Source organism: Curtobacterium sp. C1 (assembly GCF_021049325.1).
Classification (GTDB): domain Bacteria; phylum Actinomycetota; class Actinomycetes; order Actinomycetales; family Microbacteriaceae; genus Curtobacterium; species Curtobacterium citreum.
Genome location: NZ_CP088076.1, coordinates 1,737,116 through 1,762,221 on the forward strand (window position 1 = coordinate 1,737,116; position 25,106 = coordinate 1,762,221).

The 25,106-nt window shown below is 70.6% G+C and carries 23 protein-coding genes and 1 pseudogene; 8 read left to right on the forward strand and 16 right to left on the reverse strand.

Going from position 1 to position 25,106, the window contains the following annotated elements:
• Positions 1–146: 146 nt before the first annotated feature.
• The 5 genes from LQK89_RS08470 to ctaE all read right to left on the reverse strand — a co-directional run bounded on the left by LQK89_RS08470 (position 147) and on the right by ctaE (position 5,541).
• Entirely contained in the window at positions 147–1,106 is a 960-nt protein-coding gene (locus tag LQK89_RS08470) for a phosphodiesterase (RefSeq protein ID WP_114851188.1), read from the reverse strand.
• 182 nt (positions 1,107–1,288) lie between these two features.
• Positions 1,289–2,977, reverse strand: a complete 1,689-nt coding sequence (gene qcrB / locus LQK89_RS08475) for a cytochrome bc1 complex cytochrome b subunit (RefSeq protein ID WP_058743208.1) — start codon at positions 2,975–2,977, stop codon at positions 1,289–1,291.
• Positions 2,977–4,044: a cytochrome bc1 complex Rieske iron-sulfur subunit gene (qcrA, locus tag LQK89_RS08480; protein WP_058743207.1), complete on the reverse strand. Its 1,068-nt coding sequence runs from the start codon at positions 4,042–4,044 to the stop codon at positions 2,977–2,979. Before qcrA ends, qcrB begins: the two co-directional genes overlap by 1 nt.
• 33 nt (positions 4,045–4,077) lie before the next feature.
• Positions 4,078–4,881 (reverse strand): cytochrome bc1 complex diheme cytochrome c subunit, encoded by an 804-nt coding sequence (gene qcrC / locus LQK89_RS08485; protein ID WP_058743206.1) that lies wholly within the window; start codon positions 4,879–4,881, stop codon positions 4,078–4,080.
• A 21-nt stretch (positions 4,882–4,902) separates the two neighbouring features.
• Positions 4,903–5,541, reverse strand: a complete 639-nt coding sequence (ctaE, locus tag LQK89_RS08490) for an aa3-type cytochrome oxidase subunit III (protein WP_058743205.1) — start codon at positions 5,539–5,541, stop codon at positions 4,903–4,905.
• A 70-nt stretch (positions 5,542–5,611) separates the two neighbouring features.
• Between ctaE and trpD the strand changes: the two genes are divergently transcribed.
• Positions 5,612–6,667 carry an anthranilate phosphoribosyltransferase gene (gene trpD, locus LQK89_RS08495; protein WP_231048863.1) on the forward strand — a complete coding sequence of 352 codons (1,056 nt, stop codon included), beginning with the start codon at positions 5,612–5,614 and terminating at the stop codon, positions 6,665–6,667.
• A gap of 233 nt (positions 6,668–6,900) precedes the next feature.
• On the opposite strand, the gene glpK is transcribed toward trpD, so the two are convergent.
• Positions 6,901–8,412: a glycerol kinase GlpK gene (gene glpK / locus LQK89_RS08500; protein WP_058743203.1), complete on the reverse strand. Its 1,512-nt coding sequence runs from the start codon at positions 8,410–8,412 to the stop codon at positions 6,901–6,903.
• A 92-nt stretch (positions 8,413–8,504) separates the two neighbouring features.
• On the reverse strand, positions 8,505–9,227 hold the full coding sequence (locus tag LQK89_RS08505; RefSeq protein WP_058742687.1) for an MIP/aquaporin family protein: 723 nt from the start codon (positions 9,225–9,227) through the stop codon (positions 8,505–8,507).
• Between the two features lie 310 nt (positions 9,228–9,537).
• Between LQK89_RS08505 and dhaK the strand changes: the two genes are divergently transcribed.
• The 5 genes and pseudogenes from dhaK to LQK89_RS08525 all read left to right on the forward strand — a co-directional run bounded on the left by dhaK (position 9,538) and on the right by LQK89_RS08525 (position 13,337).
• A complete protein-coding gene (dhaK, locus tag LQK89_RS08510) occupies positions 9,538–10,539 on the forward strand; it encodes a dihydroxyacetone kinase subunit DhaK (protein ID WP_231048864.1) in 1,002 nt (333 codons plus the stop codon).
• Between the two features lie 30 nt (positions 10,540–10,569).
• A complete protein-coding gene (gene dhaL, locus LQK89_RS08515) occupies positions 10,570–11,196 on the forward strand; it encodes a dihydroxyacetone kinase subunit DhaL (protein WP_231048865.1) in 627 nt (208 codons plus the stop codon).
• A complete protein-coding gene (gene dhaM / locus LQK89_RS08520) occupies positions 11,193–11,915 on the forward strand; it encodes a dihydroxyacetone kinase phosphoryl donor subunit DhaM (protein ID WP_058742689.1) in 723 nt (240 codons plus the stop codon). The genes dhaL and dhaM overlap by 4 nt, the downstream gene beginning before the upstream one ends.
• Positions 11,912–12,043, forward strand: a pseudogene (locus LQK89_RS18110) (hypothetical protein); the annotation flags it as partial. The gene dhaM and the pseudogene LQK89_RS18110, both read left to right, overlap by 4 nt.
• A gap of 256 nt (positions 12,044–12,299) precedes the next feature.
• On the forward strand, positions 12,300–13,337 hold the full coding sequence (locus LQK89_RS08525; RefSeq protein WP_231048866.1) for an alcohol dehydrogenase catalytic domain-containing protein: 1,038 nt from the start codon (positions 12,300–12,302) through the stop codon (positions 13,335–13,337).
• 153 nt (positions 13,338–13,490) lie between these two features.
• On the opposite strand, the gene LQK89_RS08530 is transcribed toward LQK89_RS08525, so the two are convergent.
• The 5 genes from LQK89_RS08530 to LQK89_RS08550 form a co-directional block, all read right to left on the reverse strand.
• Positions 13,491–13,655 (reverse strand): hypothetical protein, encoded by a 165-nt coding sequence (locus tag LQK89_RS08530; RefSeq protein ID WP_174777193.1) that lies wholly within the window; start codon positions 13,653–13,655, stop codon positions 13,491–13,493.
• A gap of 128 nt (positions 13,656–13,783) precedes the next feature.
• On the reverse strand, positions 13,784–14,092 hold the full coding sequence (locus LQK89_RS08535) for a DUF4190 domain-containing protein (RefSeq protein WP_231048867.1): 309 nt from the start codon (positions 14,090–14,092) through the stop codon (positions 13,784–13,786).
• Between the two features lie 114 nt (positions 14,093–14,206).
• A complete protein-coding gene (locus LQK89_RS08540) occupies positions 14,207–16,591 on the reverse strand; it encodes an excinuclease ABC subunit UvrA (RefSeq protein ID WP_231048868.1) in 2,385 nt (794 codons plus the stop codon).
• Positions 16,592–16,631: 40 nt separating this feature from the next.
• A complete protein-coding gene (locus LQK89_RS08545; protein WP_174777190.1) occupies positions 16,632–17,087 on the reverse strand; it encodes an NUDIX hydrolase in 456 nt (151 codons plus the stop codon).
• Between the two features lie 10 nt (positions 17,088–17,097).
• On the reverse strand, positions 17,098–17,859 hold the full coding sequence (locus LQK89_RS08550) for an SDR family oxidoreductase (RefSeq protein ID WP_174777189.1): 762 nt from the start codon (positions 17,857–17,859) through the stop codon (positions 17,098–17,100).
• A 172-nt stretch (positions 17,860–18,031) separates the two neighbouring features.
• Here LQK89_RS08550 and LQK89_RS08555 point away from each other — a divergent pair, with 172 nt between their 5' ends.
• Together LQK89_RS08555 and LQK89_RS08560 are read left to right on the forward strand one after the other, a co-directional pair.
• Complete coding sequence (locus tag LQK89_RS08555) at positions 18,032–18,502, forward strand: NfeD family protein (RefSeq protein WP_231048869.1); 471 nt, start codon at positions 18,032–18,034, stop codon at positions 18,500–18,502.
• Entirely contained in the window at positions 18,499–19,656 is a 1,158-nt protein-coding gene (locus tag LQK89_RS08560; protein WP_231048870.1) for an SPFH domain-containing protein, read from the forward strand. Before LQK89_RS08555 ends, LQK89_RS08560 begins: the two co-directional genes overlap by 4 nt.
• A 136-nt stretch (positions 19,657–19,792) precedes the next feature.
• Here LQK89_RS08560 and LQK89_RS08565 read toward each other — a convergent pair whose 3' ends face one another.
• The 4 genes from LQK89_RS08565 to tatC form a co-directional block, all read right to left on the reverse strand.
• Positions 19,793–20,143 (reverse strand): RNA polymerase-binding protein RbpA, encoded by a 351-nt coding sequence (locus LQK89_RS08565; protein ID WP_058740868.1) that lies wholly within the window; start codon positions 20,141–20,143, stop codon positions 19,793–19,795.
• 104 nt (positions 20,144–20,247) lie between these two features.
• The gene (gene lnt, locus LQK89_RS08570; protein ID WP_231048871.1) at positions 20,248–21,879 is read right to left on the reverse strand and encodes an apolipoprotein N-acyltransferase; all 1,632 of its coding nucleotides are present in this window, start codon (positions 21,877–21,879) and stop codon (positions 20,248–20,250) included.
• A gap of 11 nt (positions 21,880–21,890) precedes the next feature.
• A complete protein-coding gene (locus LQK89_RS08575) occupies positions 21,891–24,332 on the reverse strand; it encodes a DEAD/DEAH box helicase (RefSeq protein ID WP_231048872.1) in 2,442 nt (813 codons plus the stop codon).
• Positions 24,332–25,084: a twin-arginine translocase subunit TatC gene (tatC, locus tag LQK89_RS08580; protein WP_114851203.1), complete on the reverse strand. Its 753-nt coding sequence runs from the start codon at positions 25,082–25,084 to the stop codon at positions 24,332–24,334. Before tatC ends, LQK89_RS08575 begins: the two co-directional genes overlap by 1 nt.
• Between the last annotated feature and the right edge of the window lie 22 nt (positions 25,085–25,106).

The window sequence follows — 25,106 nt, forward strand, 5'->3', positions numbered from 1 at the left end:
ACGCTCGGCGTCGCCGCCCGACGTTCTGTGCACGCTCGGCGTCGCGCTCACGGGGTGTCGTGCGCGTTCGGCGCGCACCGACGCGGGCAACGTGAGGCCGCAGCACCGCGGTCACGCAGCGCTGCGACTCCGCGGCGCCGTGCTCGTCAGCGGCGGACGGGGCTGGTGGGCACCGCGTCGAGGGTGAACACCGGGATGCTCGCCGTGACCGGGGCCGGCTCGACCGCGGCCGGGATGGAGACCCCCGCGGCCGCGAGACGTGCTTCGGTCTCCGTAGCGGAGACGGGCTGCCCCACGGTCGAGTAGTGCCCGACCGGGACCACCGAGTGCACGACGTTGTTGCCGTAGACGTGCACGAGGTTGAACGACTGCGCGCCGTCCTGTCCCCGGGTACCGCCCTGGTACTCCGTCAGGTCCTGCGTGTAGCACGTGGCGCTGGCGACCGAGACCGGAATGCCGGCGAACACCGCGCTCGTGGAGTAGTGCAGGTGGCCGGCGATGATCGCGATGACGTCGGAGCCCTCGACGACCTCGGCCAGGGCCGCCTGGTCGCGGAGCTCGACGAGGACGGCGAGGTCCTGGACGCTCGGCACGGGCGGGTGGTGCATCGCGAGGATCGTGCCGTGCGGCGCTGCCTCGGAGAGGACCTCGGCGAGCCAGTCGAGCTGCGCGGGGGAGACCTCGCCGTGGTGCTGACCCGGGACGCTCGTGTCGAGGGTGATCACGCGCAGGCCGTTCACGTCGTACACGAAGTCGACGGGGCGGTCGGTGGGCTGCAGGCCGAAGAGCTCCTGGCGGAAGGCGCCGCGCTCGTCGTGGTTCCCCATGGCCCAGATGACCTGCGCGCCGATCCGGGCCGCGGCTGGCTCGACGATGTCGCGGACCCGGGCGTAGGCGCCGGGCTCACCCTTGTCGGCCACGTCGCCGGTGACGACGATCGCCTCGGGGTGGGTCCCGGAGGCCTCGATGTCGGCGATGATCGCCTGCAGCCGCGCTGCGGAGTCGACGTCCCCGTAGAGGTCGCCGTCACCCGCCACGAGGTGGGTGTCGCTGAGGTGGAGGAGGAAGTGGTTCGGCCTGGGGTGTTCGGCCGTCCGGCTGTCCATCGGTGTCTCGTTCCGTTGGCGGATGCGTGGTGCAACACAGTGCCACACCGTTCTCCACGAGTCCACCACTCGTTCTTGAATCCGAGGTGAACCGGAAGCGTGTTTCTCTGAAATTGAGGCGAACGAACGAGCCCCCCGACCACGAAGTGGACGAGGGGCTCGTTCGTTCTTGCCGAGAAATGTCAGTGGTTCCCGGCACCGACCGCGGGGGCCGGGGTGGTGCTGTCGATCTCCGGACCGTGGTGAGCGGCGTGCGCGGCCTCGAGCTCGGACTTCGTGACCGGAGCGATGCGGTCCTCGAAGAAGAAGCGGGAGAGGCGTGCACGGGTCTTCTGCACCGCGGTGATCCGACCCTTGGCGTCCGGACGGATCATGAGGGGCTTGTACTCGTTGAACTGCAGGAGCTTCCAGCGCTCGTACTCGTCGAGCTGCTCGTGCACCTCGATGTACTCGCCGTGCGGCAGGCGGACGATTCGGCCCGACTCGTAGCCGTGCAGGACGATCTCGCGGTCCTTCTTCTGCAGCGCGAGGCAGACGCGCTTCGTGATCCAGAAGGCGACGAACGGGCCGAGGACCGTCGTGGCCTGGATGACGTGGATCACGTGCTCGATCGACACCATGAAGTGCGTGGCGATGATGTCGGACGAGGCAGCCGCCCAGAGCGAGGCGTACAGCGTGATGCCCGCGGCACCGAAGGCGGTGCGGGTCGGGGCGTTGCGAGGACGGTCGGCCAGGTGGTGCTCGCGCTTGTCACCGGTCACCCACGCCTCGATGAAGGGGTAGATGAACATCGCGATGATGAGGAACATCAGGACCGCGATCGGCACGAGGATGTTGAACGACACCGTGTAGCCGAACCACACGACCTCCCAGTGCGGCGGCACCAGACGGAGCGCGCCGTCGGCGAAGCCGATGTACCAGTCGGGCTGGGTACCGGCGGACACCGGGGACGGGTCGTACGGGCCGTAGTTCCAGATCGGGTTGATCGTGAACAGCGACGCGATGAGGGCCAGGATGCCCGCGACGATGAAGAAGAAGCCACCGGCCTTCGCGGCGAAGGCCGGGAGGATCGGGACGCCGACGACGTTCTCGTTCGTCTTGCCGGGGCCTGCGAACTGCGTGTGCTTGTTGATGACGACCAGCACGAGGTGGACGCCGAGCACCGCGACCAGGATCGCCGGGAGCAGCAGGATGTGCAGCGTGTACAGGCGGCCGACGATGTCGGTGCCCGGGAACTCGCCGCCGAACAGCAGGTAGGCGATCCAGACGCCGATGACCGGGACGCCCTCGATCATGCCGACGATGATGCGGAGACCGTTGCCGGAGAGCAGGTCGTCGGGGAGCGAGTAGCCCGTGAAGCCCTCGGCCATGGCCAGGATCCACAGCACGAAGCCGAAGACCCAGTTGAGCTCACGCGGCTTGCGGAAGGCACCCGTGAAGAACACGCGGGCCATGTGCAGCATGATCGAGGCCACGAACAGCAGGGCCGCCCAGTGGTGGATCTGCCGGACGAAGAGTCCGCCGCGGATGTCGAACGAGATGTTCAGCGTGGACTGCAGGGCGGTCGACATCTCGACGCCCTTCAGCGGCACGTACGAGCCGTTGTAGACGACCTCGGTCATCGACGCCTGGAAGAAGAACGTCAGGAACGTCCCGGAGAGCAGGACGACGACGAAGCTGTACAGCGCGACCTCGCCGAGCATGAAGCTCCAGTGGTCGGGGAAGATCTTCCGCCCGACCTCCTTCACGAGGCCCGAGATGCTGGTGCGCTCGTCGATGTAGTTCGCGACCCCGCCGATGATGCGGGATCCGCGCTCCGGCGCCGGCTTCGTGGCCGTCGACGAAGGGGTGGTGGTTGTGGTGCTGGTCATCAGCGTTCACGCTCCCAGAAGGACGGTCCGACCGGCTCGTGGAAGTCGCTCTGGGCGACCAGGTAGCCGTCGTCGTCGATCGCGATCGGAAGTTGGGGGAGGGGACGTGCGGCCGGGCCGAAGATGACCTCGCAGTTGTTCGAGACGTCGAACGTCGACTGGTGGCACGGGCACAGCAGGTGGTGCGTCTGCTGCTCGTAGAGCGCGACCGGGCACCCGACGTGGGTGCAGATCTTGGAGTAGGCGACGATGCCGTCGTAGCCCCAGTCCTCGTGTCCCTTGGCGGGGTTGAGGTCCTTCGGGTCGAGGCGCATGAGGAGGACGGAGGCCTTGGCCTTCTCCTCGAGCATGTGCTCCGAGTCCAGCATGCCGTCCGGGATCACGTGGAAGACCGAACCGATGGTGACGTCGGAGGCCCGGATGGGGAGGCCCGTCGGGTCCTTCGTCAGGCGCATGCCCGACTTCCAGAACGTGTGACGGAGCAGCTCGTTCGGGTCCTCTGCCGGGGCGAGGTCACGGACGAGGACGATGCCGGGCAGCGGGAACGCGGCCAGGGCGCCGATCATCGAGTTGCGGATCAGCTTGCGACGGCTGAACCCGGACTCCTTGTCGGCGAGCTGGAACGCCTCGACCGCCTTGGCGCGGGTCGCGTCGGTCCCACGGGTGGGGTGGCGCATCTCGGAGATCTCACGGTCGACGACGAGCGTCTTCGACCAGTAGACCGCGCCGAGGCCCAGGGCGATGAGCGCGAGGGCGATGGCCAGGCCGAGCCAGAGGTTGCCGGCGCGGACGGTGCCGAAGTTCTCCGGGTCGATCGGGAACGCGACGTAGGCCGCGATCGCCAGGACGCTGCCCACGATGGACAGGTAGAAGAACGTGGCGACCTGACGCTCGGCCAGGCGCTGCTTCTTCGGGTCGACGTCGGTGCGGCGCGCGCGGTGCGGCGGCTCGCCCGGGTTCTCGAACGGGTCGGCGGGGACGACCGCCGTGCCTGCCGGGGTACTGGTCGTGCCGTGCTTCTCGACAGCCGAGGACGAGCTCAGTGCCTCGTCGTCGTGCTCTGCCATGGTGTTCCCTTCAGTGTCGTTCGACACGGACGATCAGTTGGTCTTCGCGGTCAGCCACACGGTCATCGCGACGACCGCACCGAGACCGAAGATCCAGATGAACAGACCCTCTGCCACCGGGCCGAGGGAGCCGAGGGCGAAGCCGCCGGGCGACTTGTTGTCCTGCACGTACTTGAGGTACGTGATGATGTCGGCCTTCTGCTCGGGCGTGAGGTTCAGGTCGTTGAAGACCGGCATGTTCTGCGGGCCGGTGGCCATGGCCTCGTAGATGTGCTTGCCGGAGACCGTCTGCAGGTTCGGCGCGTACTTGCCCTCGGTCAGCGCACCACCGGCGCCGGCCACGTTGTGGCACATCGCGCAGTTGATGCGGAAGAGCTCTGCGCCCTCGGCGGCGTCACCCTTGCCGTCGGTCAGCGACGTGGAGGGGACGGCCGGGCCGGGGCCGAGCGATGCGACGTAGGCACCCATGGCGTCGATCTGCTCGTCCGTGAACTGGGCGGGCTTCTCCTCGGCCTGCGGGCCCTGGGCTGCCATCGGCATGCGACCGGTGCCGACCTGGAAGTCGACCGACGCGGCGCCGACACCGATGAGGGACGGGCCCTCGCTCGTGCCCTGCGCGTCGAGACCGTGGCAGGTCGCGCAGTTCGAGGCGAAGAGCTTCTGGCCCTCGTTCACCTTCGACTGGCTCGAGGCCACGGTGGTCGTGCTGTCGTCGGCGTTGGCCGTCGAACTGAACAGCGCGTACGCACCGCCGGTGGTCATGAGACCCACGACGATGAGCGACACGGTCGCCATCGGGGAACGGCGGCCCTTCTTGGACTTGGTTCTGTTGAACATGCTGTGCGGGGTGTCCAGTTCCTACTTGAGAAGGTAGATGACGGCGAAGAGACCGATCCAGACCACGTCGACGAAGTGCCAGTAGTACGACACGACGATCGCGGTGGTCGCCTCCTTGTGCCCGAAGTTCTTGGCGGCGAAGCCACGACCCAGGGTGAGGAGGAACGCGATGAGACCGCCCGTGACGTGCAGGCCGTGGAAGCCGGTGGTCATGTAGAACGCGGAGCCGTAGGCGCTCGAGGAGAGCGTGACGCCCTCGTGCCAGAGGTTGGCGTACTCGAAGATCTGGCCGCAGACGAAGATCGCGCCCATGCAGTACGTGACGAAGAACCACTCCGTCATGCCCCAGTCCTTCGGGTTCCAGCTCGTGCGGTGCACCTGGAAGCGCTCGGCGGCGAAGACCGCGAACTGGCAGGCGAAGCTGGACAGCACCAGGATGATCGTGTTCACGGAGGCGAAGGGCACCTCGAGCTTGGACGTCTCGGTCGCCCAGAGCTCGGGCGAGGTGCTGCGCAGCGTGAAGTAGATCGCGAACAGGCCGGCGAAGAACATGACCTCGCTGCCCAGCCACACGATCGTCCCCACGGCAACGGCGTTCGGCCTGTTCAGGACCGGACCGCTGGCGGATCTGGAGAGAGGGGTGCTAGTCACGTCCTCCATTATGGCCGAAACCTGTGACAGTGTTTTCGCAGCAGACTGGCGGGTCTCTCGAATTCACTACGATCGAGGCATGTCGCTCTCACTCTCCTGGCCTGCGGTGATCAGCGCGCTCATGGCGCGCGAGGACCTCTCGATCAGGCAGTCCACATGGGCCATGGAGGAGATCGTCCAGGGGCGTGCGACAGCAGCACAGATCGCCGCGTTCGCCGTCGCCCTGCGCGCGAAGGGCGAGACCGTCGACGAGGTCGTCGGGTTCCGCGACGCCATCCTCGATGCCGCTGTCCCACTGGACGTGGACCCGATGGCGCTCGACATCGTCGGCACCGGCGGCGACGTCGTGGGCACCGTGAACGTCTCGACGATGGCCGCGATCGTGATCGCCGCCTCGGGCGTGCCGGTCGTCAAGCACGGCAACCGCGCGAGTTCGTCCAAGTCCGGGTCGAGCGACGTGCTCGCCGCCCTCGGACTCGACCTGTCGATGGACGCGGTGCGGGTAGCGGACACGTTCCGGCGTGTCGGTCTGACCTTCGCGTTCGCGAGCGCGTTCCACCCCGGCTTCGCGCACGCGGCTCCGGTGCGCCGCGAGATCGGTGTGCCGACCGTCTTCAACTTCCTCGGCCCGCTCGTCAACCCCGCCCGGTGCGAGGCGAACGCGGTCGGAGTGGCCCAGCTCGAGCTCGTGCCGATCATCACGGGCGTGTTCCAGACCCGCGGCGCGACGGCGCTGGTGTTCCGCGGGGACGACGGCCTCGACGAGCTCACCACGACCGGGCACTCGCACATCTGGGAGGTCACCGGCGGCCGGGTCATCGAACACGACCTCGACCCGCGTGACCTCGGGATCGCCCGGGCGCGCACCGAGGACCTGCTCGGCGGCGACCCGGAGCACAACGCCGCCGTGGTCCACCGGGTGTTGGCGGGGGAGACCGGCCCGGTCCGGGACATCGTCCTGCTGAACGCCGCCGCGGGACTGGTGTCCTTCCGGCTCGCCGAGGACCCCGACCAGGCCGACCAGCCGATCCTGCAGCGCTTCCGCGAGCAGCTCGTCGTGGCCGCCGAGGCGATCGACTCCGGCGCAGCGGCGCAGAAGCTCGCCGACTGGGTCGGCGCGGCCCCCGCGGCCTGACCCAGCGACGCCGCGGCGCCGAGCCGAGCCGAGCCGAGCCGCAGCCGAACCACAGAAGCGCCCCCGAACCACCGAGACGCCCCCGGATCCGGGGGCGTCTCGTCGTCGTGGCGGCGTCTCGCGAGCAGGCGCACCAGCGGACACACCAGCGGACCAGCCAGCCACGCACCGGAGGCGCGGTGCCGGTCCGTCGGACCGGCACCGCGCCTCCAGGCGGTCACCTCACACGCGGGTCAGCGCACGTCCTCGTCGACCCAGTCGAAGGTCTTCGTGACGGCCTTCTTCCAGAGGCGGAGCTGACGGTCGCGCTCGGCGTCGTCGAGCTGGGGCTCCCAGCGCTTGTCCTCCTGCCAGTTGGCGCGCAGCTCGTCCAGGTTCGCCCAGAACCCGACGGCCAGACCGGCGGCGTAGGCGGCACCGAGGGCGGTGGTCTCCGCGACGACCGGTCGGACGACCGGCACGTTGAGGATGTCCGCCTGGAACTGCATGAGGGCGTCGTTGGCGGTCATGCCGCCGTCGACCTTGAGCTCCGTCAGCTCGACACCGGAGTCGGCGTTGACCGCGTCCAGGACCTCGCGGGTCTGGAGCGCCGTCGCCTCGAGCGCGGCACGGGCGATGTGGCCCTTGTTGACGTAGCGCGTCAGGCCGACGAGGGCACCGCGGGCGTCCGGACGCCAGTACGGCGCGAACAGACCCGAGAACGCCGGGACGAAGTAGACGCCGCCGTTGTCCTCGACGGTCTTGGCGAGTGCCTCGACCTCGGGGGCGCTGCCGATGATGCCGAGGTTGTCGCGGAGCCACTGGATGAGCGAACCCGTGACGGCGATCGAGCCCTCGAGCGCGTAGTGCGTCTCCTGGTCGCCGAGCTTGTAGCCGACGGTGGTGAGCAGCCCGTTCTCGGAGCGGACGATCTCGGTACCGGTGTTGAAGATCAGGAAGTTGCCGGTGCCGTAGGTGTTCTTCGACTCGCCCTGGTCGAACGCCGCCTGGCCGAAGGTCGCGGCCTGCTGGTCGCCGAGGATGCCGGCGATCGGGACCTCGCGGAGCAGGTTGGACGACTCGACGTGGCCGTAGACCTCGGAGGAGCTGACGATCTCGGGGAGCATCGACTTCGGCACGCCGAAGTCGGCGAGGATGTCGTCGCGCCAGGACAGCGTCTCGAGGTCCATGAACAGCGTGCGGGACGCGTTCGTGACGTCGGTCTTGTGCACGCCGCCGTCGGTGCCGCCGGTCAGGTTCCAGAGGACCCAGGTGTCGGTGGTGCCGAAGAGCAGGTCGCCAGCCTCGGCCTTCTCGCGGGCACCCTCGACGTTCTCGAGGATCCAGGCGATCTTGGTGCCGGAGAAGTACGTGGCGAGGGGCAGGCCGACGATCGACTTGTAGCGGTCGGTGTCGCCGTCCGCGAGCTTGTCGACGATCGCCTGCGTGCGGGTGTCCTGCCAGACGATGGCGTTGTAGACGGCCTTGCCGGTGGTCTTGTCCCAGACCACCGCGGTCTCGCGCTGGTTGGTGATGCCGACCGCGGCGACGTCGTGGCGGGTGATGTCCGCGCGGGACAGCGCCTGGCCGATGACCTCGCGCGTGTTGTCCCAGATCTCCGCGGGGTCGTGCTCGACCCACCCGGCGCGCGGGAAGATCTGCTCGTGCTCCTTCTGTCCGACGGAGACGATCGAACCGGAGTGGTCGAAGACGATCGCTCGGGTCGAGGTGGTGCCCTGGTCGATGGCGACGATGTAGTCGGCCATTGGTGCTCCTTTGCGGGTGTGTTCGGTGCGTCGGTCGGCGCGGGGCGTCGACCGGGGCCGGCCCCGGGTGGGGCCGGCCGGTGCGGGAGGGGTCAGACGAGGGGGAGGAGGGCCTTCGACAGCACGGCTGCGAGCGCGCCACCGACGAGCGGTCCGACGACCGGGACCCAGGCGTAGGACCAGTCGCTGGAGCCCTTGCCCTTGATCGGCAGGAGGGCGTGGGCGATGCGCGGACCGAGGTCACGGGCGGGGTTGATGGCGTAGCCGGTCGGGCCACCGAGCGAGACACCGATCGCGATCACGAGGAAGGCGACGGGGATCGCGCCGAGCTCGGCCGGGGTCTTGCCGTTGGTGAAGGCGATGACGACGAAGACGAGGACGAAGGTGCCGATGATCTCGGTCACGACGTTCCAGCCGTAGGAGCGGATCGCCGGGCCGGTCGAGAAGACGCCGAGCTTCGCTGCTGCGTCCGGCTCCTCGTCGAAGTGCTGCTTGTAGGCGAGCCAGACGATGACCGCACCGATGATCGCGCCGATGAGCTGCGCGATCCAGTACAGGAACATCTGGCCGATGGTGATGTTGCCGAGGATCGCCTGCGCGAGGCTGACCGCGGGGTTGAGCTGGCCGCCGGACTTGTACGACACGGTGACACCGGCGAAGACCGCGAAGCCCCAGCCGATCGTGACCATGAGGAAGCCCGCGCCGAAGCCCTTCGACTTCGTGAGGGAGACCGCGGCGACGACACCGCCACCGAGGATGATGAGCATCGCCGTACCGACGAGCTCGGAGAGGAAATTGACGCCGATGCCGTCCATCGGTGACCTCCTGTGCGTAGGGGTCGGGGGTCCGGTGGTGCTGCGTCCGGCACTCCCCGTTGAGTGATTGGGGCCGAGCATAGTGACGCGGATCGCCGCTGCGCGATGTGCCACCGAGGGAAGTTCGCGAAAGTGCACGAACGTGCATGCCCGGTGTGCGGTTGCCCATCAGGAGCCGTCGCCACGCCCGCATCGTGCTGCACGAACGTGCACATCGACCGAACGGGCGGCCGCTGTAGGGTGAACGCACTCCGGTCGACGACGGCGGTGTGGCCCCGTCGCGAGCGGCCCCGCCACCGTGGAGGACAGCATGAAGAAGCTCATCAACGATCCGCAGGCCGTCGTCACCGAGACCGTGCGCGGTTTCGCCCGGGCGCACGCCGACCACGTCGTCCTCGTCGAGGACCCGATCCACCTGCACCGCGCGGACGCTCCCGTCGCCGGCAAGGTCGGGATCGTGAGCGGCGGTGGCAGCGGCCACGAGCCCCTGCACGCCGGGTTCGTCGGGTACGGCATGCTCGACGCCGCCGTCCCCGGCCCGGTGTTCACGAGCCCGACCCCGGACCCCATCGTCGCCGCGACGAAGGCCGTCGACGGGGGAGCCGGGGTGCTCCACATCGTCAAGAACTACACCGGCGACGTGCTCAACTTCGAGACCGCCGCCGAGCTCGCCGGCATGGAGGACGTCCGGGTCGAGAGCGTCGTGGTCGACGACGACGTCGCGGTGCAGGACTCGCTCTACACGGCCGGACGCCGCGGGGTCGCCGGCACGGTCGTCGTCGAGAAGTGCGCGGGCGCCGCCGCCGAGCGGGGCGACGACCTGGACGCCGTGGCGGCCGTCGCGCGGCGCGTCAACGACGTCACCCGCTCGATGGGACTCGCGCTGTCCTCCGGCACCGTCCCGCACGCGGGGGAGCCGTCCTTCACGCTCGCCGACGACGAGGTCGAGCTGGGCATCGGCATCCACGGCGAGCCCGGGCGGGAGCGGATCCCCATGGCACCGGCCGACCAGCTCGTCGACCGGGTGCTCGAACCGATCCTCACGGACCTCGACGCGCCGGCCGGGTCGGACCTGCTCCTGCTCGTCAACGGCATGGGCGGCACGCCGCTCGCCGAGCTCTACATCCTCTACCGCCGCGCGGCCGAGGTGCTCACGGACCGTGGCCACCACGTCACGCGTAGTTTGGTCGGGGACTACGTCACGTCCCTCGAGATGCAGGGGTTCTCGCTCACCGTCACGGTGCTCGACGACGAACTCACCGCCCTCTGGGACGCCCCGGTGGAGACCCCGGCCCTGCGCTGGGGCCGCTGACACCGCCCACCCTCCAGGAAGGAACACGAATTGGCGCTCGACACCGCATGGGCCCTCGACTGGGTGCGTCGCACCGCGTCGACCATCGACGACCACCGGGCGGAGCTCGTCACGCTCGACCGTGAGATCGGCGACGGCGACCACGGCGAGAACCTCGACCGCGGGTTCCGCGCGGTCGTCGAGGCGCTCGACGCCGGCTCCTTCGACTCGCCCGGTGCGGTGTTCAAGGTCGTCGCGACGAAGCTCATCTCGACGGTCGGCGGCGCCGCCGGCCCGCTCTTCGGCACCGCGTACCTCAAGGCCGCGCAGGCAGCCGGTGACGCGTCGGAGCTCGACGCCGACACGCTCGTCGCGGTGCTCACCGCGGCTCGCGACGGGGTCGTCTCGCGCGGCAAGGCCGAGGTCGGCGACAAGACCATGGTCGACGCGTGGACGCCCGCCGTCGACGCCGCCGCGACCGCCGCGACCGCCGGCGAGGCCCCTGAGCGCGTGCTCGAGGCCGCCGCGGACGCCGCAGCCACCGGTGCCGAGTCGACCGACCCGCTCGTCGCCCGCAAGGGCCGCGCGAGCTACCTGGGGGAGCGCGCCGTCGGGCACCGCGACCCGGGCGCGCAGTCGACGGCGTACATCCTGCGCGCGGCGGTGGAGACCGCGTGACGGTCGGCATCCTGGTCGTCTCGCACAGTGCGGCGGTCGCGACCGGCACCGTCGAGCTCGCCCGTCAGATGGCCGCCGACGTCCCGATGGTCGCCGCCGGCGGGACCGAGGACGGCGGGATCGGGACCTCCTTCGAGGCGATCACCGCGGGGTTCGAGGAGCTCGGCGCGGCGGACGCGGTCGTCGTCCTCTGCGACCTCGGCTCCGCGTACCTGACGACGGACACCGCGCTCGACTTCCTCGACGACGACGCGCGGGCACGCGTGCACGTGTCGCAGGCGCCCTTGGTCGAGGGCACGGTGGCCGCCGCCGTCGCCGCCCAGACGGGCGGCGACGTCGACGCGGTGCTCGCTGCCGCGGCGACCGCCGCAGCGTCCGAGGCGGAGGCGAGCAGTGCCTCCCGTGCGGACGGCGACCAGCCTGGAGGCACGGGGCCGGGTGTCGGGGCCGCCAGCGTCGACGACGTGGCCGCGTCCGCGACCGTCGAGCTGGTGAACGAGAGCGGTCTGCACGCGCGACCGGCCGCGGAGTTCGTGAAGACCGCAGCGAAGCACGAGGCGAGCGTCCGCGTGAACGGCGTCGACGCGAAGAGCCTGCTCGCGATCATGGCGCTCGCCCTGCCCAAGGGTGCGACCGTGACCATCGAGGCGACCGGCGCCGACGCGCAGGACGCCGTCGACGCGCTGACCGAGTTGGTCCGGTCCGGCTTCGGCGAGTGACCGCACGCTGCGTCAACGCGCACGCGACGAGCACACCGGTCGGGGACGTCGGCGAGGCTGCTGCGATCCGCCGGGCAGTGGGGGAGCACGCCCTCGTCACGGCGCCGAAGGGGGCGATCGGGCACATGTTCGGTGCGGCCGGGGCGGTCGAGACGATCCTGACCGTGCGGGCCCTGGAGACCCGGCGGTGCAGCTCGACGTCGTGGCGGGGGCTGCGCGGCGGTCATCGCTGCGGGCGGCGCTCAACAACTCGTTCGGGTTCGGCGGGCAGAACGCGTCGCTGGTGCTGACGACGGCGTGACCGCGGCGCGGTGGGGCGTCGGACCGTCGGGCGGTGCGTCTGTCCGTCCGCGTGTCGGTCTGCGCTTCTGTCAGGATGAGCGCGTGCGCGCAGTCCAGTACGAGCAGTTCGGTGTCCGCCCCGTCATCGTCGACCTGCCGACGCCGACCCCGCCCTCCGACGGCGTCGTCGTCCGCGTCGCCGCGAGCGGCGTCTGCCGGAGCGACTGGCACGCCTGGAAGGGCCACGACGACTCGGTCCGGCTCCCGCACGTGCCGGGTCACGAGTTCGCCGGCGTCGTCGACGCGGTCGGCCCCGGGGTCACCCGCTTCACCGTCGGCCAGCGCGTCACGGCGCCGTTCGTCTTCGCGTGCGGCACGTGCGACCAGTGCCGTGACGGCGCCACCCAGGTCTGCACGCGCCAGGAGCAGCCCGGGTTCACGCTGCCCGGCTCCTACGCCGAGGCCGTCGTCGTCCCGCACGCCGACGTCAACCTCGTGGCGCTGCCGGACGCGGTCGGGTTCGCCGAGGCCGCCGGGCTCGGCTGCCGGTTCGGCACGGCGTACCACGCCCTGCACGCCCGCGGACGCGTCGCCGCAGGGGAGTGGGTCGTCGTCTACGGCTGCGGCGGGGTGGGGATCTCGGCGGTCATCGTCGCCCTCGCGGCCGGTGCGCGGGTGGTCGCGATTGACGTCTCGGCCGCCGCACTCGAGCGCGCCGCCGCACTCGGGGCCACGACGGTCACGATGGACGACGACGCGGTCCGGACGGTCCGGGAGCTCACGGGCGGCGGTGCACACGTGTCGGTCGACGCCTACGGCAGCCGAGCGACCTCGGTCGCCGCGGTGGCCTCGCTCCGGCCGCGGGGGCGACACGTGCAGGTCGGCCTGCTGCTCGACGACGAGGCGATCCCGGCGATCCCGATGGGCCGCGTGATCGGTGACGAACTGGAGCTGCTCGGCAGCCACGGGATCGCGGTCGGCGAGTACGCCGCGATGCTCGAGGACGTCGTCGCCGGGCGACTCCGGCCGGCGGAGTCGATCGGCCGGACGGTCGGGTTCTCGGACCTGCCGGACGAGCTCGTCGCGATGGACGGGCCGCCGACGTCTGCGGGCATGACCGTCGCAGTCTTCGAGCGGTAGGGCAGAGGCGACAGCCCGCCCCGGACCTTGCCGCGTCGACCTGAGTTGACATAATATGCATTATCGGCGCTTGCTCACCGGGCGTCGACGACGGCTCCGCCACGCAGGACACGTCGCCCACGGTCACCGTGGGCGACGTGTCCTGCGTCGTCGTCAGTGCTCGGGCGTCTCGTCGCCCGTGGGCACGTCCTGGCTGTCGATCTCGAGCGCGGCCTGCTCCTCGCCGTGCTCCTCGAGGTCCGAGCGGTCCGTGTCGGGCTGCTCGGGTGCCTCTGCCTGCGTGGTCTCTTCTGCCGGGTCCGGCTGGCTGTACGTCATGCGGCGGACGCTACTCGTCGCGACCTGGCGGGGTACCGCGGGTGCGGTCGCGCAGTGCGCAGCCCGGCCACGGACGGAACGGGAGGCACGTGGCGACGCCGCCACGTGCCTCCCGTTCCGAGTCGTCGTCAGTTGTTGAGCATCTGTGTCGCGAGGACCGCGCCGAGGATCATGAAGATGATCGCGACGACGATCGCGATGGCGCTCAGGACGATGCCGGCGAGCACCATGCCGCGGCTGAGGCCGCGGCGACGGGCGATGATGCCGAGCACCAGGCCCACGATGCCGGCGATGAGGCCGACGATCGAGATCAGGAACGCGAAGACGACACCGACGATGCCGAGGACCAGCGAGCCGACGGCGAGGCCGTTGCCGCCGCTGCGGACCGGGGCTCCACCGGGGGCGTTCGGGGCCGGCGGGTAACCGTTCGTGGACATGGGAGCTCCTTGGATCAGGGCCGGTGGTGCGGGCGCACCCGGGCCGTCACCGCACACGGTATGCGTTCCGTGCGCGTTCGGTTCAGGTTGCCCGTGCGTTCGCTGCCGGTTGCGTCAGTGCTCGTCGACGCCGGCGGGACGTACGTACGCGGCGAGGTGCTCGCCGGTGAGCGTCGAACGGGCGGCCACCAGGTCGGCCGGGGTCCCCGCGAAGACCACCCGACCGCCGTCGTGCCCGGCGCCCGGTCCGAGGTCGATGATCCAGTCGGCGTGCGCCATGACGGCCTGGTGGTGCTCGATGACCACGACCGTGCGGCCCGCGTCGACGAGCCGGTCGAGCAGCCCGAGCAGCTGGGCGACGTCCGCCAGGTGGAGGCCGGTCGTCGGCTCGTCGAGGACGATCACCCCGCCGGGGTCGCCGAGGTGCGTCGCGAGCTTCAACCGTTGGCGCTCCCCTCCGGACAGCGTCGTGAGCGGCTGCCCGATCGTCAGGTACCCGAGCCCGACGTCGACGAGCCGTCGCGTGACGGTGTGGGCGGCGGGGACGCGCGACTCCCCCTCGGCGAAGAACCCTCCGGCCTCGGCGACGGACATCGCCAGGACCTCGCTGATGTCCCGGCCGCCGAGTCGGTAGCCGAGCACGGACTGGTCGAACCGCCGACCGCCGCACTCCGCGCACGGCGTCGAGACCCCGGCCATCATGCCGAGGTCGACGTAGACCACACCGGCACCGTTGCAGGCCGGACAGGCACCCTCGGAGTTCGCGCTGAACAGGGCCGGCTTCACGCCGTTCGCCTTCGCGAAGGCCTTGCGCACCGGCTCGAGCAGCCCGGTGTACGTCGCCGGGTTGCTGCGGCGGGAGCCGCGGATGGCGCTCTGGTCGACGGCGACGACCCCGTCCAGCGTCGACAGCGATCCGTGGACGAGCGTGCTCTTGCCGGAGCCGGCCACGCCGGTGACCACCGTGAGCACGCCGGTCGGCACGTCGACGTCGACGTCCTGCAGGTTGTGCCGGTCGGCACCGCGGATCGGGATCACACCGGTGGGGCGACGGACGGCGTCCTTGAGCGCGACGCGGTCGCCGAGGTGCCGTCCGGTCACGGTGTCGCTCCCCCGGAGCTGGTCGACCGTGCCGGTGAAGCACACCTGCCCGCCGTCCGCGCCGGCGCCAGGGCCGAGGTCGACGACGTGGTCCGCGGTCGCGATGACCTCGGGCTTGTGCTCGACGACCAGCACGGTGTTGCCCTTGTCGCGGAGCCGCAGCAGCAGGTGGTCCATCCGCTCGATGTCGTGCGGGTGCAGGCCGGTGCTCGGCTCGTCGAACACGTACGTGACGTCGCTCAGGCTCGAGCCGAGGTGCTTCACCATCTTCACCCGCTGGCCCTCTCCCCCGGACAGCGTGCCGGTCGGCCGGTCGAGCGACAGGTACCCGAGTCCGATCTCGACGAAGGCGTCGACCGCGTGCCGCAGGCCGTCGAGGAGCGGCTGCACGGACGGCGCGTCGAGGGTGCGGAGCCAGGCGGCCAGGTCGGACACCTGCATCGCGCACACCTCGGCGATGTTCCGGCCGGCGATGTGCGACGACCGGGCGGTGTCGTTCAGGCGGGTGCCGTCGCAAGCGGGACAGGTCGTGAAGGTCACCGCCCGGTCGACGAAGGCGCGGACGTGCGGCTGCATCGCCTCGCGGTCCTTCTGCAGGAACGAACGGCGCACCCGGAGGACCAGGCCCTCGTAGGTCATGTTGATGCCGGCGATCTTCCGCTTCGTCGGCTCGTGGTACAGGAAGTCCGCCCGCTCCTGTTCGGTGAACTCGCGGATCGGCTTGTCGCCGTCGACGAACCCGGACTCCGCGTACATCCGGACCATCCATCCGTCCCCGCCCCATCCCGGGATCGTGATCGCGCCGTCGGACAGGGCCTTGGTGTCGTCGAAGAGCTGTGCCAGGTCGATGTCCGAGACGCTCCCCCGTCCCTCGCACTCGGCGCACATGCCGCCGAGCCGGGAGAACGAGACGTGCTCGGCCTTGGCGTCCTCGCCCTTCTGCACGGTGATCGCCCCGCCGGCGGTGACGGTCGCGAGGTTGAACGAGAACGCGTTCGGACCCCCGACGTGCGGTTCGCCGAGGCGGCTGAAGAGGAGCCGGAGCATCGCGTTGGCGTCGGTGACCGTGCCGACGGTGGACCGAGGGTCGGCGCCGATGCGCTCCTGGTCGACGACGATCGCGGTCGTCAGCCCGTCGAGGAGGTCGACGTCGGGGCGGGCGAGCGACGGCATGAAGCCCTGTACGAAGGCGCTGTACGTCTCGTTGACCATCCGCTGCGACTCGGCGGCGAGCGTGGCGAACACGAGGGAGCTCTTGCCGGACCCGGACACCCCGGTGAAGACCGTCAGTCGGCGTTTCGGCAGGTCGACGTCGACGTCGCGCAGGTTGTTCTCGCGTGCGCCGCGGACGCGGATCCGGTCGTGCTGGTCGGCCGGGTGTCGGGTGGTGTCGCCCATGGGACGACGGTAGCGGCACGGCGGGCGCCGGGACAGCCCCTCAGCGGCGGCTGTGGAGACGGACGAGCTCCGGGAGCTCGGCGGGTTCGAAGGGCTCGTCGGTGGCGTCCAGCTCGTCGGCCGTCCACCAGCGGGAGGCGAGGATGTCGACCTGCTCGTCCTCGGTCCAGCCGGCGTCGGACAGCTCGAAGCCCGGCGTGCGCACGACGTAGAACTCGCTGTGGCCGCGGTCGTGGTCGGCGAGGTCCCACTCGACGGTGAAGTCCCAGGTCCACACGGGCTCACCCGGGTCGTCGACGACGATGCCGGTCTCCTCGTGCAGCTCGCGCACCGCGGCGTCCCGGTGCGACTCCCCCGGGTCCACCCCGCCGCCCGGCGTGATCCAGCGGTGCGCGCCGTCGGACGACGGCGACCGCGTGTCCATGAGGAACACGCGGTCGTCCGGGTCGAGCAGGATGATCCGGGAGGTGCGGCGCAGGCCGGGCTTGGCGGTCACCCGGACGACGTTACTGCGTGAAGCCGCTGACGTCGCCGACGAGCTTGGTGTGGTCGGCGGGGATCGGCTCGACGGCGGCGAGGGCGATCTCGGCCGCGAACTCGGAGACGCTGTAGAGCTTCCCGACCTCCTGCCGACGACCCTCGATCGCGCCCGGGTTCAGGCGGTTGAGGAGCGTCGCGGTGATGGTGCCCTCGATCATGTCGCCGGAGACGACGACGAACTCGATGCCGGCGGCGTCGAGCTGCGGGATCAGCTCGCGGAGGGCGAGCTCGCCCGCCCGCTTGCTCTTCGCGACGGGGACGTACTCGTCCATCGTCTCGGCGGTCTCGACGAAGTGGGCCTGGTGGCTCGTGACGAAGACGACGCGCGAGCCGGCCGGCATGTGCGGCACGGCGGTCTGCAGCATGTCGACCTGCGCGTCGCGGTTCAGGCGGAGCGCGTAGTCCTCGCCCAGGTCGGCCTCCATGCCGCCGGAGGCGTTCAGGACGAGGAGGTCGATGCCGCCCCACTCCGACACGACCGTGTCGACCATCGCCTGCACGGAGTCGTGGTCGGTCAGGTCCGCGGCGACGGCGAGGGCCGAACCACCCGCGGCGACGACCTTCTCGGCGATCTGCTCGGCACGGCGTGCCTTGTTGCGGTAGTTCACGACGACCTTCGCGCCGGCCTCCGCCAGGTAGCCGACGGTGTCGGCGCCGATGCCACGCGAGGACCCGGTGACGAGGGCGCGCTTGTCGGCGAGGGATCCGGGGGCGAGGGGGTTCGTCACAGTGTTCTCCTGGTCGCGTCTTCCGGCCGGTCGGCCGCCGACGAGCCTACCAACCGGTCCGGGCCGCGCCGCCCGCGTTCGTCCCCGGGTCAGGGGCGGACGGTAGGTTGGAGGGAAGTACCGGCAGTCGCGACGCTGCACGCCGGCGTGCGCGACGAGGGAGGGAGTCCGCGTGAACACCGACTGGATCCAGACCATCGTCTGGATCGGACTGACACTTCTGCTCGGGGTGGTCGAGATCTTCACCCTCGACTTCATCTTCCTGATGCTCGCGGCGGGGGCGGCCGGGGGGTTGATCGCGGCGCTGCTCGGCGCACCGTGGTGGCTCGCGGCCATCGTCGCCGCGGGCGTCGCGCTGCTGCTGCTCTCGCTCGTCCGCCCGCGGCTCCTCGCGGCCCTGGGCCGGAGTGCCGATCCACACCGCACCAACATCGAGGGATTGATCGGCCTGCCCGGCACGGTCGCCGTCGCGTTCACGTCGTCGACGCCCGGCCAGGTCCGGCTCGCGAACGGCGAGACGTGGAGCGCCCGGCTCGCTGCCGACTCCCCCGACCGCACACCACCGCTCGGCGCCCCCGTGGTCGTCGAGTCGATCGAGGGGTCGACCGCGGTCGTCCGCCTCGGAGAAAGGGCCACCTCGTGACCATCTCAGCCGGGACGATCGCTCTGCTCGTCCTCGTCCTCGTCGTCGTGATCTTCGTGATCGTCGTCCTGTCCCGCGCGATCCGGATCGTGCCCCAGGCCACCGCCGGCATCGTCGAACGACTCGGGAAGTACCACAAGACCCTCAACCCGGGACTCAACATCCTGGTGCCCTTCATCGACCGCCTCCGCCCGCTCATCGACATGCGCGAGCAGGTCGTCTCGTTCCCGCCGCAGCCCGTGATCACCGAGGACAACCTCGTGGTCTCGATCGACACCGTCGTGTACTTCCAGGTGACGGACGCCCGCGCGGCGACGTACGAGATCGCGAACTACCTCGGGGCCGTCGAGCAGCTCACGACCACCACTCTCCGCAACGTGGTCGGTGGCCTGAACCTCGAAGAGGCCCTGACCAGCCGCGACAACATCAACGGCCAGCTCCGGGTCGTCCTCGACGAGGCCACCGGCAAGTGGGGCATCCGTGTCGGCCGTGTCGAGCTCAAGGCGATCGAGCCGCCCGTGTCGATCCAGGACGCCATGGAGCAGCAGCTGCGTGCCGAGCGGAACCGTCGTGCGGCGATCCTGCAGGCCGAGGGCACGAAGCAGTCCCAGATCCTCGAGGCCGAGGGCCAGCGGCAGGCCGCCATCCTGCAGGCCGAGGGTGACGCGAAGGCCCAGGTCCTGCGCGCCGAGGGCGAGGCGCAGGCGATCGCGACCGTGTTCGACGCCATCCACACGGGCGACCCGGACGAGAAGCTGCTGTCGTACCAGTACCTGCAGACGCTGCCGAAGATCGCCGAAGGAACGTCGAACAAGCTCTGGATGATCCCGAGCGAGTTCACCGAGGCGCTCGCCGGCATCGCGAAGGGCTTCACGGCGAGCCGCTCCGGCTCCGGCCCGGTCGCGGGTGCCGGCGGTGGCACGGACTTCCTGGCGAAGATCTCGGAGCTCGCGAACAAGAGCCTCGCCGACACCGCCACGGTCGACGGTGCCGCCGCGTCGAACCCCCGACCGGACGCGAAGGCCGCCGACATCGTCCCGGACGCGGCGCTCGACGAGCGGCTCGCGGAGTCCGACCGGAGTGTCGACGCGCACCTCGCGGCCGCGGACGACGCGACGAAGGACGTCCTCGGGGACGAGCGGCCGCAGGCATAGCCACACCCGGGCTGGCACACGCACGGCCGCACGCGACGACGCCCGTCCCGGAAGATCCGGGACGGGCGTCGTCGTGTCGGCGGCCGGGACAGCCGCGCGGGAACGGACCCAGGCGCGCGGTCCTAGGTGGCGCGGCTCATGCGCCGCGTCGGGCGCGCAGCACCGCCAGCCGTTCCTCGAGCAGCTCCTCGAGCTCCTCGCGGGACCGCCGCTCGAGCAGCATGTCCCAGTGGGTCCTCGGTGCCTTGACGTCCTCTGCAGCGACCTCGACCGGGATGCCGTCGTCGCCGAGCAGGCGACCCTCGCGACCGGTCCGGGGCTCGGACCACGTCTGGGGGACCTCGGCATCGGCCGAGAAGACGACGTCGAAGGTCTCCCCCGAGGTCGTCTGGTAGACCGCACGCTTCCGGTCGGAGAGCTCGACGCCCTCCTCGCTCTGGAGACTCTGACTTCCGAGCCGCATGCCGCGGAGACTCCGATCAGCCATGGTTGTGCTCCTCTCGCTCGTCTGCAGTCCCCAACACTGTCCCACGCGGCATCCATCCCGGTGAGGCGCATTCACAGACCGTTCCCAGAGGGAGGTGGCGGTGTTCAGCCTCGGGCAGCGGTGGAGCGCCGTCGACCCCACGGCGCGCAGGCGAGGAGCGCGAGGAGCGACCCGAGCGCGACGACGAGCGTGACCGACCCGGACGCGACGGTCGCCGGGGTCGTCCCCGTGCCGAGCGGCACGTCGGTGATCATCGACGTCGCCGTGTACGCCGGCACCCGGTCGATCGTCCGACCGGTCGGGTCGATGACCTGTGACGCCCCGACCGTGGAGATGTTGACGAGCGAGCGACCGGTCTCGACCGCCCGGAGCCGCGCGATCTCGAGCTGCTGCAGGTTCTCGTCGGTGCCGTCGAAGTCGGCGTTGTTCGTCTGGGCGAGGATCACCTGCGCTCCCCCGCGGGCCATGTCGGTCGTGAGCCCGTCGTCGACGATGTCGAAGCAGATCGCGATGCCGGCCTTGATGCCCGCGACGTCGAGGACGTTCGGCTTGGTGCCGGGCGTGTAGTCGCGCTGGAGGAGCCCGATGAGGGACGGTGCGAGCTTCGAGAAGAACCAGCGGTCGGGGACGTACTCGCCGAACGGCACGGGACGCTTCTTGTCGTACGAGGACCGCCACCCGTCGGCGGTCCACACGAAGGACGTGTTGTGCAGCACGCCCGAGGCCGTCTGCGTGATCGCACCGGCGACGATCGGGGCCCCGACGGATTCGACGACGGTGTCCAGGGCGTCGGCGATCACCGGCTGGACCCGGGGGTCGTACTCCGCGGAGGCTTCGGGCCACACCACGAGGTCGACTCCCTTCGCGCCGACCTCGGTCGCGGCCACCTGGGCGTTCAGGACCTCGCCCGGCTGTGCACCGTCGAAGTACCCGGCGGGTCCGTTGCCCTGCACGGCCTCGATGCGGATGGTGCCGTCGGTCGGGGTCGGCCACGCGGGCACGGCGAGGACCGCGGCGACCAGGAGTCCCGCGGTCGCGACCCGGATCGGTGCACGGAGCACCGCACCAGGACCCTCGGGCACGACGAGGACGAGCGAGAGCACCACGGCGACGCAGTACACGACGACGAAGGTCACGCCGAGCACGCCGACGTACGCGGCGAGGTGCGTGAACGGTCCCTGCGACTGGGACAGGCCGACGCGCCCCCAGGCGAAGCCCTCGTACGGCCAGCTGCCGGAGAACCACTCGCGCCCCGTCCAGAGGCCCGCGACGACCGCCGGCAGCACCCACACCCGCCAGGCGACCGACCGGGACACCCGGCCCACCCACCGGTAGGCGAGCGCGATCGCGACGGCGCCGAGGGCGAAGTACGCCGCCTCGAACAGGGCGAGCGCGAGCCACGGCACCGGGCCGAGGTAGCGACCGGCCCACGAGATCGCCGGGAGCCAGAACGCGGCACCGGCGACGTACCCGAGCCACGCGGCGCGGCGGGCGCGCTGTCCCATCGCGGCGAGGAGCATGCAGGCCATCGCCGGGTAGGCGAGGAACCACCACCCGGGGGACGGGAACGAGAGCGCGAAGAGCAGGCCGCCGATCACCGCGAGCGGCAGCGCGGTGCGGAGCGGCAGGGCCGCGAACGCGTCCCGCACGGGCGCGCTCGACGACGGCCGGTCGTCTCCGGGACGACGCCGGACGCCACCACCGTGCGGGCGCACCGCGCTGCCGAGGACCGCCATGGTGCCTCCTGTCAGACCGTCGCGTAGGCGACGATGCCGCGGCGCACCGCGTCCGTCGCGCGCCGCGCGGTCGTGGACAGGTCGTCGTCGCCCGCGTTCTTCACCTGGTCGAGCAGGTCGATGACCTGCTTCGACCAGCGCACGAAGTCCCCGGCGGGCAGGTCGAGCGTGCGGAGCACGTCGTCGAGCGCGGACCCCGACGCCCAGCGGAACATGCCCACCGCCATCGCGGGCGTGGGCGGCTGCGACCCGGCGAGCCGTGCGTCCCGCTCGACGTCGTCGAGCCGCGCCCAGATCGTGAGGGTCTCGTCGAGCGCCGGACGGAACGCGCCGCGGGGCAGGGCGTGCTCGGTGCCGGGAGCGTCCTCGCGCCGCGGCTGGTAGACGATCGTGGCGGCCATCGCGGCGAGCTGCGCCGGCGTGAGGTCCTTCCAGACCCCCGCCTCGAGGCACTCGGCGACGAGCAGGTCCCGCTCGCCGTAGATCCGCTGCAGGCGTCGGCCGCCGGGCGCGACGGTCGCGTCGCCGTCACCGGTCGGAACCAGGTAGCCGAGCTGCAGCAGCACGTCCGTCACCCGGTCGAACGTCGTCGCGACGGCGCCCGTGCGGGAACGGATCTGCTGCACGAGCTTGTCGTTGGCGCGCTTGAGCTTGTACCAGCGCTCGGCCCAGCGGGCGTGCGCCTCACGGTCCGGGCAGGCGTGGCAGGGGTGCCGCTGCATCTGCCGACGGACCTCGGTGATCGCCGCCTGCCGGTCGCGCTTGGCGCCGTGCGATGCCTCGCGGCCGCCGGGCACGTTCGTCCGTTCGAGGTCGGAGAGCTGCCGGCGGAGCGCCGCGTACTCGGTGAAGTCACCGAGGTGGCACTGCATGGCCTGCTGGTACCCGTCGAGCGACTCCTGCTGCGACCGCACCTTGCGGGCGAGGTCGACGACCGAGCGGTCCGCCTGGAACTGTGCGAACGAGGTCTCGAGGACCTCGCGCGTGCGCTGCCGCCCGAACTGGTCGATCAGGTTGACCGCCATGTTGTAGGTCGGCTTGAACGACGAGTTGAGCGGGTACGTGCGCCGGCTCGCGAGGGACGCCACGGCCTGCGGGTCGAGCCCGTCGGACCACTGGATGACCGAGTGCCCCTCGACGTCGATGCCCCGTCGGCCCGCGCGACCGGTGAGCTGCGTGTACTCCCCCGGGGTGATCGGCACACGGGCTTCGCCGTTGAACTTCTCGAGCTTCTCGAGCACCACGGTCCGCGCCGGCATGTTCACCCCGAGCGCGAGCGTCTCGGTCGCGAACACGACCTTGAGCAGCTTGCGGCGGAAGAGGTCCTCGACGACCTCCTTGAACGCGGGCAGGAGTCCGGCGTGGTGGGCCGCCACGCCGCGCTCGAGCCCCTCGAGCCACTCCCAGTACCCGAGGACGGCGAGGTCCTCGTCGAGGAGCGTCCGGCAGTGGTACTCGGCGGTCTCGCGGATCTCGCGCCGCTCCTGCGCGGTGGTGAACGACACCCCGGAGCGGAGCACCTGGCGGACGCCCTGGTCGCAGCCGTTCCGGCTGAACACGAAGAAGATCGCCGGGAGCAGCATGCGCTCGTCGAGGACGCGGGCGATCTGCTCGCGGAACATCTTCTCGGTGCGCGGTCCGCGGTGCTCCTGGTACCCGCCGCGTCCACGGCGCCCGCGGTGTCCGCCGCCGTGCCGCTCGCTGCGGGACGCGCCGCCGACGAGCCGGAGGAGCTCCGGGTTGACGCGGTTCGTCGCCGCGGCACCGCTGGAGTCGAACAGGTCGACCATCTTCGAGCCGACGAGCACGTGCTGCTCGAGCGGCACCGGACGGTCCTCGGACACGATGACGTCGGTGTCCCCGCGGACGGTCTGCAGCCAGTCGCCGAACTCCTCGGCGTTGGAGACCGTCGCGCTCAGCGAGACCAGTCGGACCTCGGTGGGGAGGTGCAGGATGACCTCTTCCCAGACCGCGCCGCGGAACCGGTCGGCCAGGTAGTGCACCTCGTCGAGGACGACCCACGCCAGGTCGTCGAGCAGGTCGGAGCCCGCGTAGATCATGTTCCGCAGGACCTCGGTCGTCATCACGACGACCCGGGCGCGAGGGTTGACATTCGTGTCGCCGGTGAGCAGCCCGACCTCGGACTCGCCGTAGGCCTGCACGAGCTCGGCGTACTTCTGGTTGCTCAGCGCCTTCATCGGCGTCGTGTAGAACACCTTCGGCGTGGGCTGGCGCATCGCGAGCCAGATCGCGAACTCGGCGACGATCGTCTTGCCCGCACCGGTCGGCGCGGCGACCAGGACGCTGCGGCCCTGGTCGAGGGCGTCGCACGCGGCCGTCTGGAACGGGTCGAGGTCGAAGCGCAGGTCGGTGCGGAACAGCTCGAGGTTGCGCGAACGGTTCCGGACCTTCGCCGCCCGGTACCGCTCGGCGGGGCTGAGTTCCGTGGTCATCAGGCTCCGTACTCCGCGTCGAGCTTCGCCTGGCGCTTGGCCGCCCGACGGTCGTGGATCCACGTCACCGCGCAGGCCGCGATGTAGAGCACGACCATCGGCACGGCGAGCAGGAACATCGAGATGACGTCCGCGGACGGCGTGACGATCGCGCAGAACACCAGGATGCACAGGATCGCGACGCGCCAGGCCTTGATGATCGAGGCGGCCGACAGCACGCCGACGAAGTTCAGCAGCACGAGGAACACCGGCAGGACGAACGCGATGCCGACGGCGACGATGAGCTTGATGACGAAGTCGTAGTAGGCCTTGGCGTCGACGATCGACGTGTCCTGCGCGGAGACGAAGCTGCCGAGGATCCCGACGACGTGCGGCAGGATGTACCACCCGAACCAGCACCCGGCGAAGAACAACGGGATGGCGGTGCCGAGGAACCCGAACACGTACTGCTTCTCGCGGCGCACGAGCGCGGGGACGATGAACGCCCACACCTGGTAAAGCCAGACCGGGCTCGAGATGACGATGCCGATCGTGATCGCGATCTGCAGCTTCAGGTCGAAGGCCCCGGTGATCATCGGGAAGTTCAGTTCGGCGGTGTGGCCGCCGACCTCGGCCAGCTGGGTGACCGGCGCGCGCAGCGCGTCGAGCACGAACGGCGTGAGGAACCAGCCGCCGATCGCGCAGACCGCGACCGCGACGACGGCCTTGAACAGCCGGTTCCGCAGCTCGATGAGGTGCTGCCCGAGCGACATGCGGCCCTCGGTGTCCTTCTTC

What these genes read in the sequence shown, in the direction of transcription:
- LQK89_RS08470 (WP_114851188.1), bottom strand. Translation starts at nt 1,106, where the DNA reads ATGGACAGCCGGACGGCCGAACACCCCAGGCCGAACCACTTCCTCCTC.
- qcrC (WP_058743206.1), bottom strand. Translation starts at nt 4,881, where the DNA reads ATGTTCAACAGAACCAAGTCCAAGAAGGGCCGCCGTTCCCCGATGGCG.
- qcrA (WP_058743207.1), bottom strand. Translation starts at nt 4,044, where the DNA reads ATGGCAGAGCACGACGACGAGGCACTGAGCTCGTCCTCGGCTGTCGAG.
- qcrB (WP_058743208.1), bottom strand. Translation starts at nt 2,977, where the DNA reads ATGACCAGCACCACAACCACCACCCCTTCGTCGACGGCCACGAAGCCG.
- LQK89_RS08540 (WP_231048868.1), bottom strand. Translation starts at nt 16,591, where the DNA reads ATGGGCGACACCACCCGACACCCGGCCGACCAGCACGACCGGATCCGC.
- tatC (WP_114851203.1), bottom strand. Translation starts at nt 25,084, where the DNA reads ATGTCGCTCGGGCAGCACCTCATCGAGCTGCGGAACCGGCTGTTCAAG.
- LQK89_RS08535 (WP_231048867.1), bottom strand. Translation starts at nt 14,092, where the DNA reads ATGTCCACGAACGGTTACCCGCCGGCCCCGAACGCCCCCGGTGGAGCC.
- LQK89_RS08575 (WP_231048872.1), bottom strand. Translation starts at nt 24,332, where the DNA reads ATGACCACGGAACTCAGCCCCGCCGAGCGGTACCGGGCGGCGAAGGTC.
- LQK89_RS08530 (WP_174777193.1), bottom strand. Translation starts at nt 13,655, where the DNA reads ATGACGTACAGCCAGCCGGACCCGGCAGAAGAGACCACGCAGGCAGAG.
- dhaK (WP_231048864.1), top strand. Translation starts at nt 9,538, where the DNA reads ATGAAGAAGCTCATCAACGATCCGCAGGCCGTCGTCACCGAGACCGTG.
- trpD (WP_231048863.1), top strand. Translation starts at nt 5,612, where the DNA reads ATGTCGCTCTCACTCTCCTGGCCTGCGGTGATCAGCGCGCTCATGGCG.
- ctaE (WP_058743205.1), bottom strand. Translation starts at nt 5,541, where the DNA reads ATGGAGGACGTGACTAGCACCCCTCTCTCCAGATCCGCCAGCGGTCCG.
- LQK89_RS08505 (WP_058742687.1), bottom strand. Translation starts at nt 9,227, where the DNA reads ATGGACGGCATCGGCGTCAATTTCCTCTCCGAGCTCGTCGGTACGGCG.
- glpK (WP_058743203.1), bottom strand. Translation starts at nt 8,412, where the DNA reads ATGGCCGACTACATCGTCGCCATCGACCAGGGCACCACCTCGACCCGA.
- LQK89_RS08565 (WP_058740868.1), bottom strand. Translation starts at nt 20,143, where the DNA reads ATGGCTGATCGGAGTCTCCGCGGCATGCGGCTCGGAAGTCAGAGTCTC.
- lnt (WP_231048871.1), bottom strand. Translation starts at nt 21,879, where the DNA reads ATGGCGGTCCTCGGCAGCGCGGTGCGCCCGCACGGTGGTGGCGTCCGG.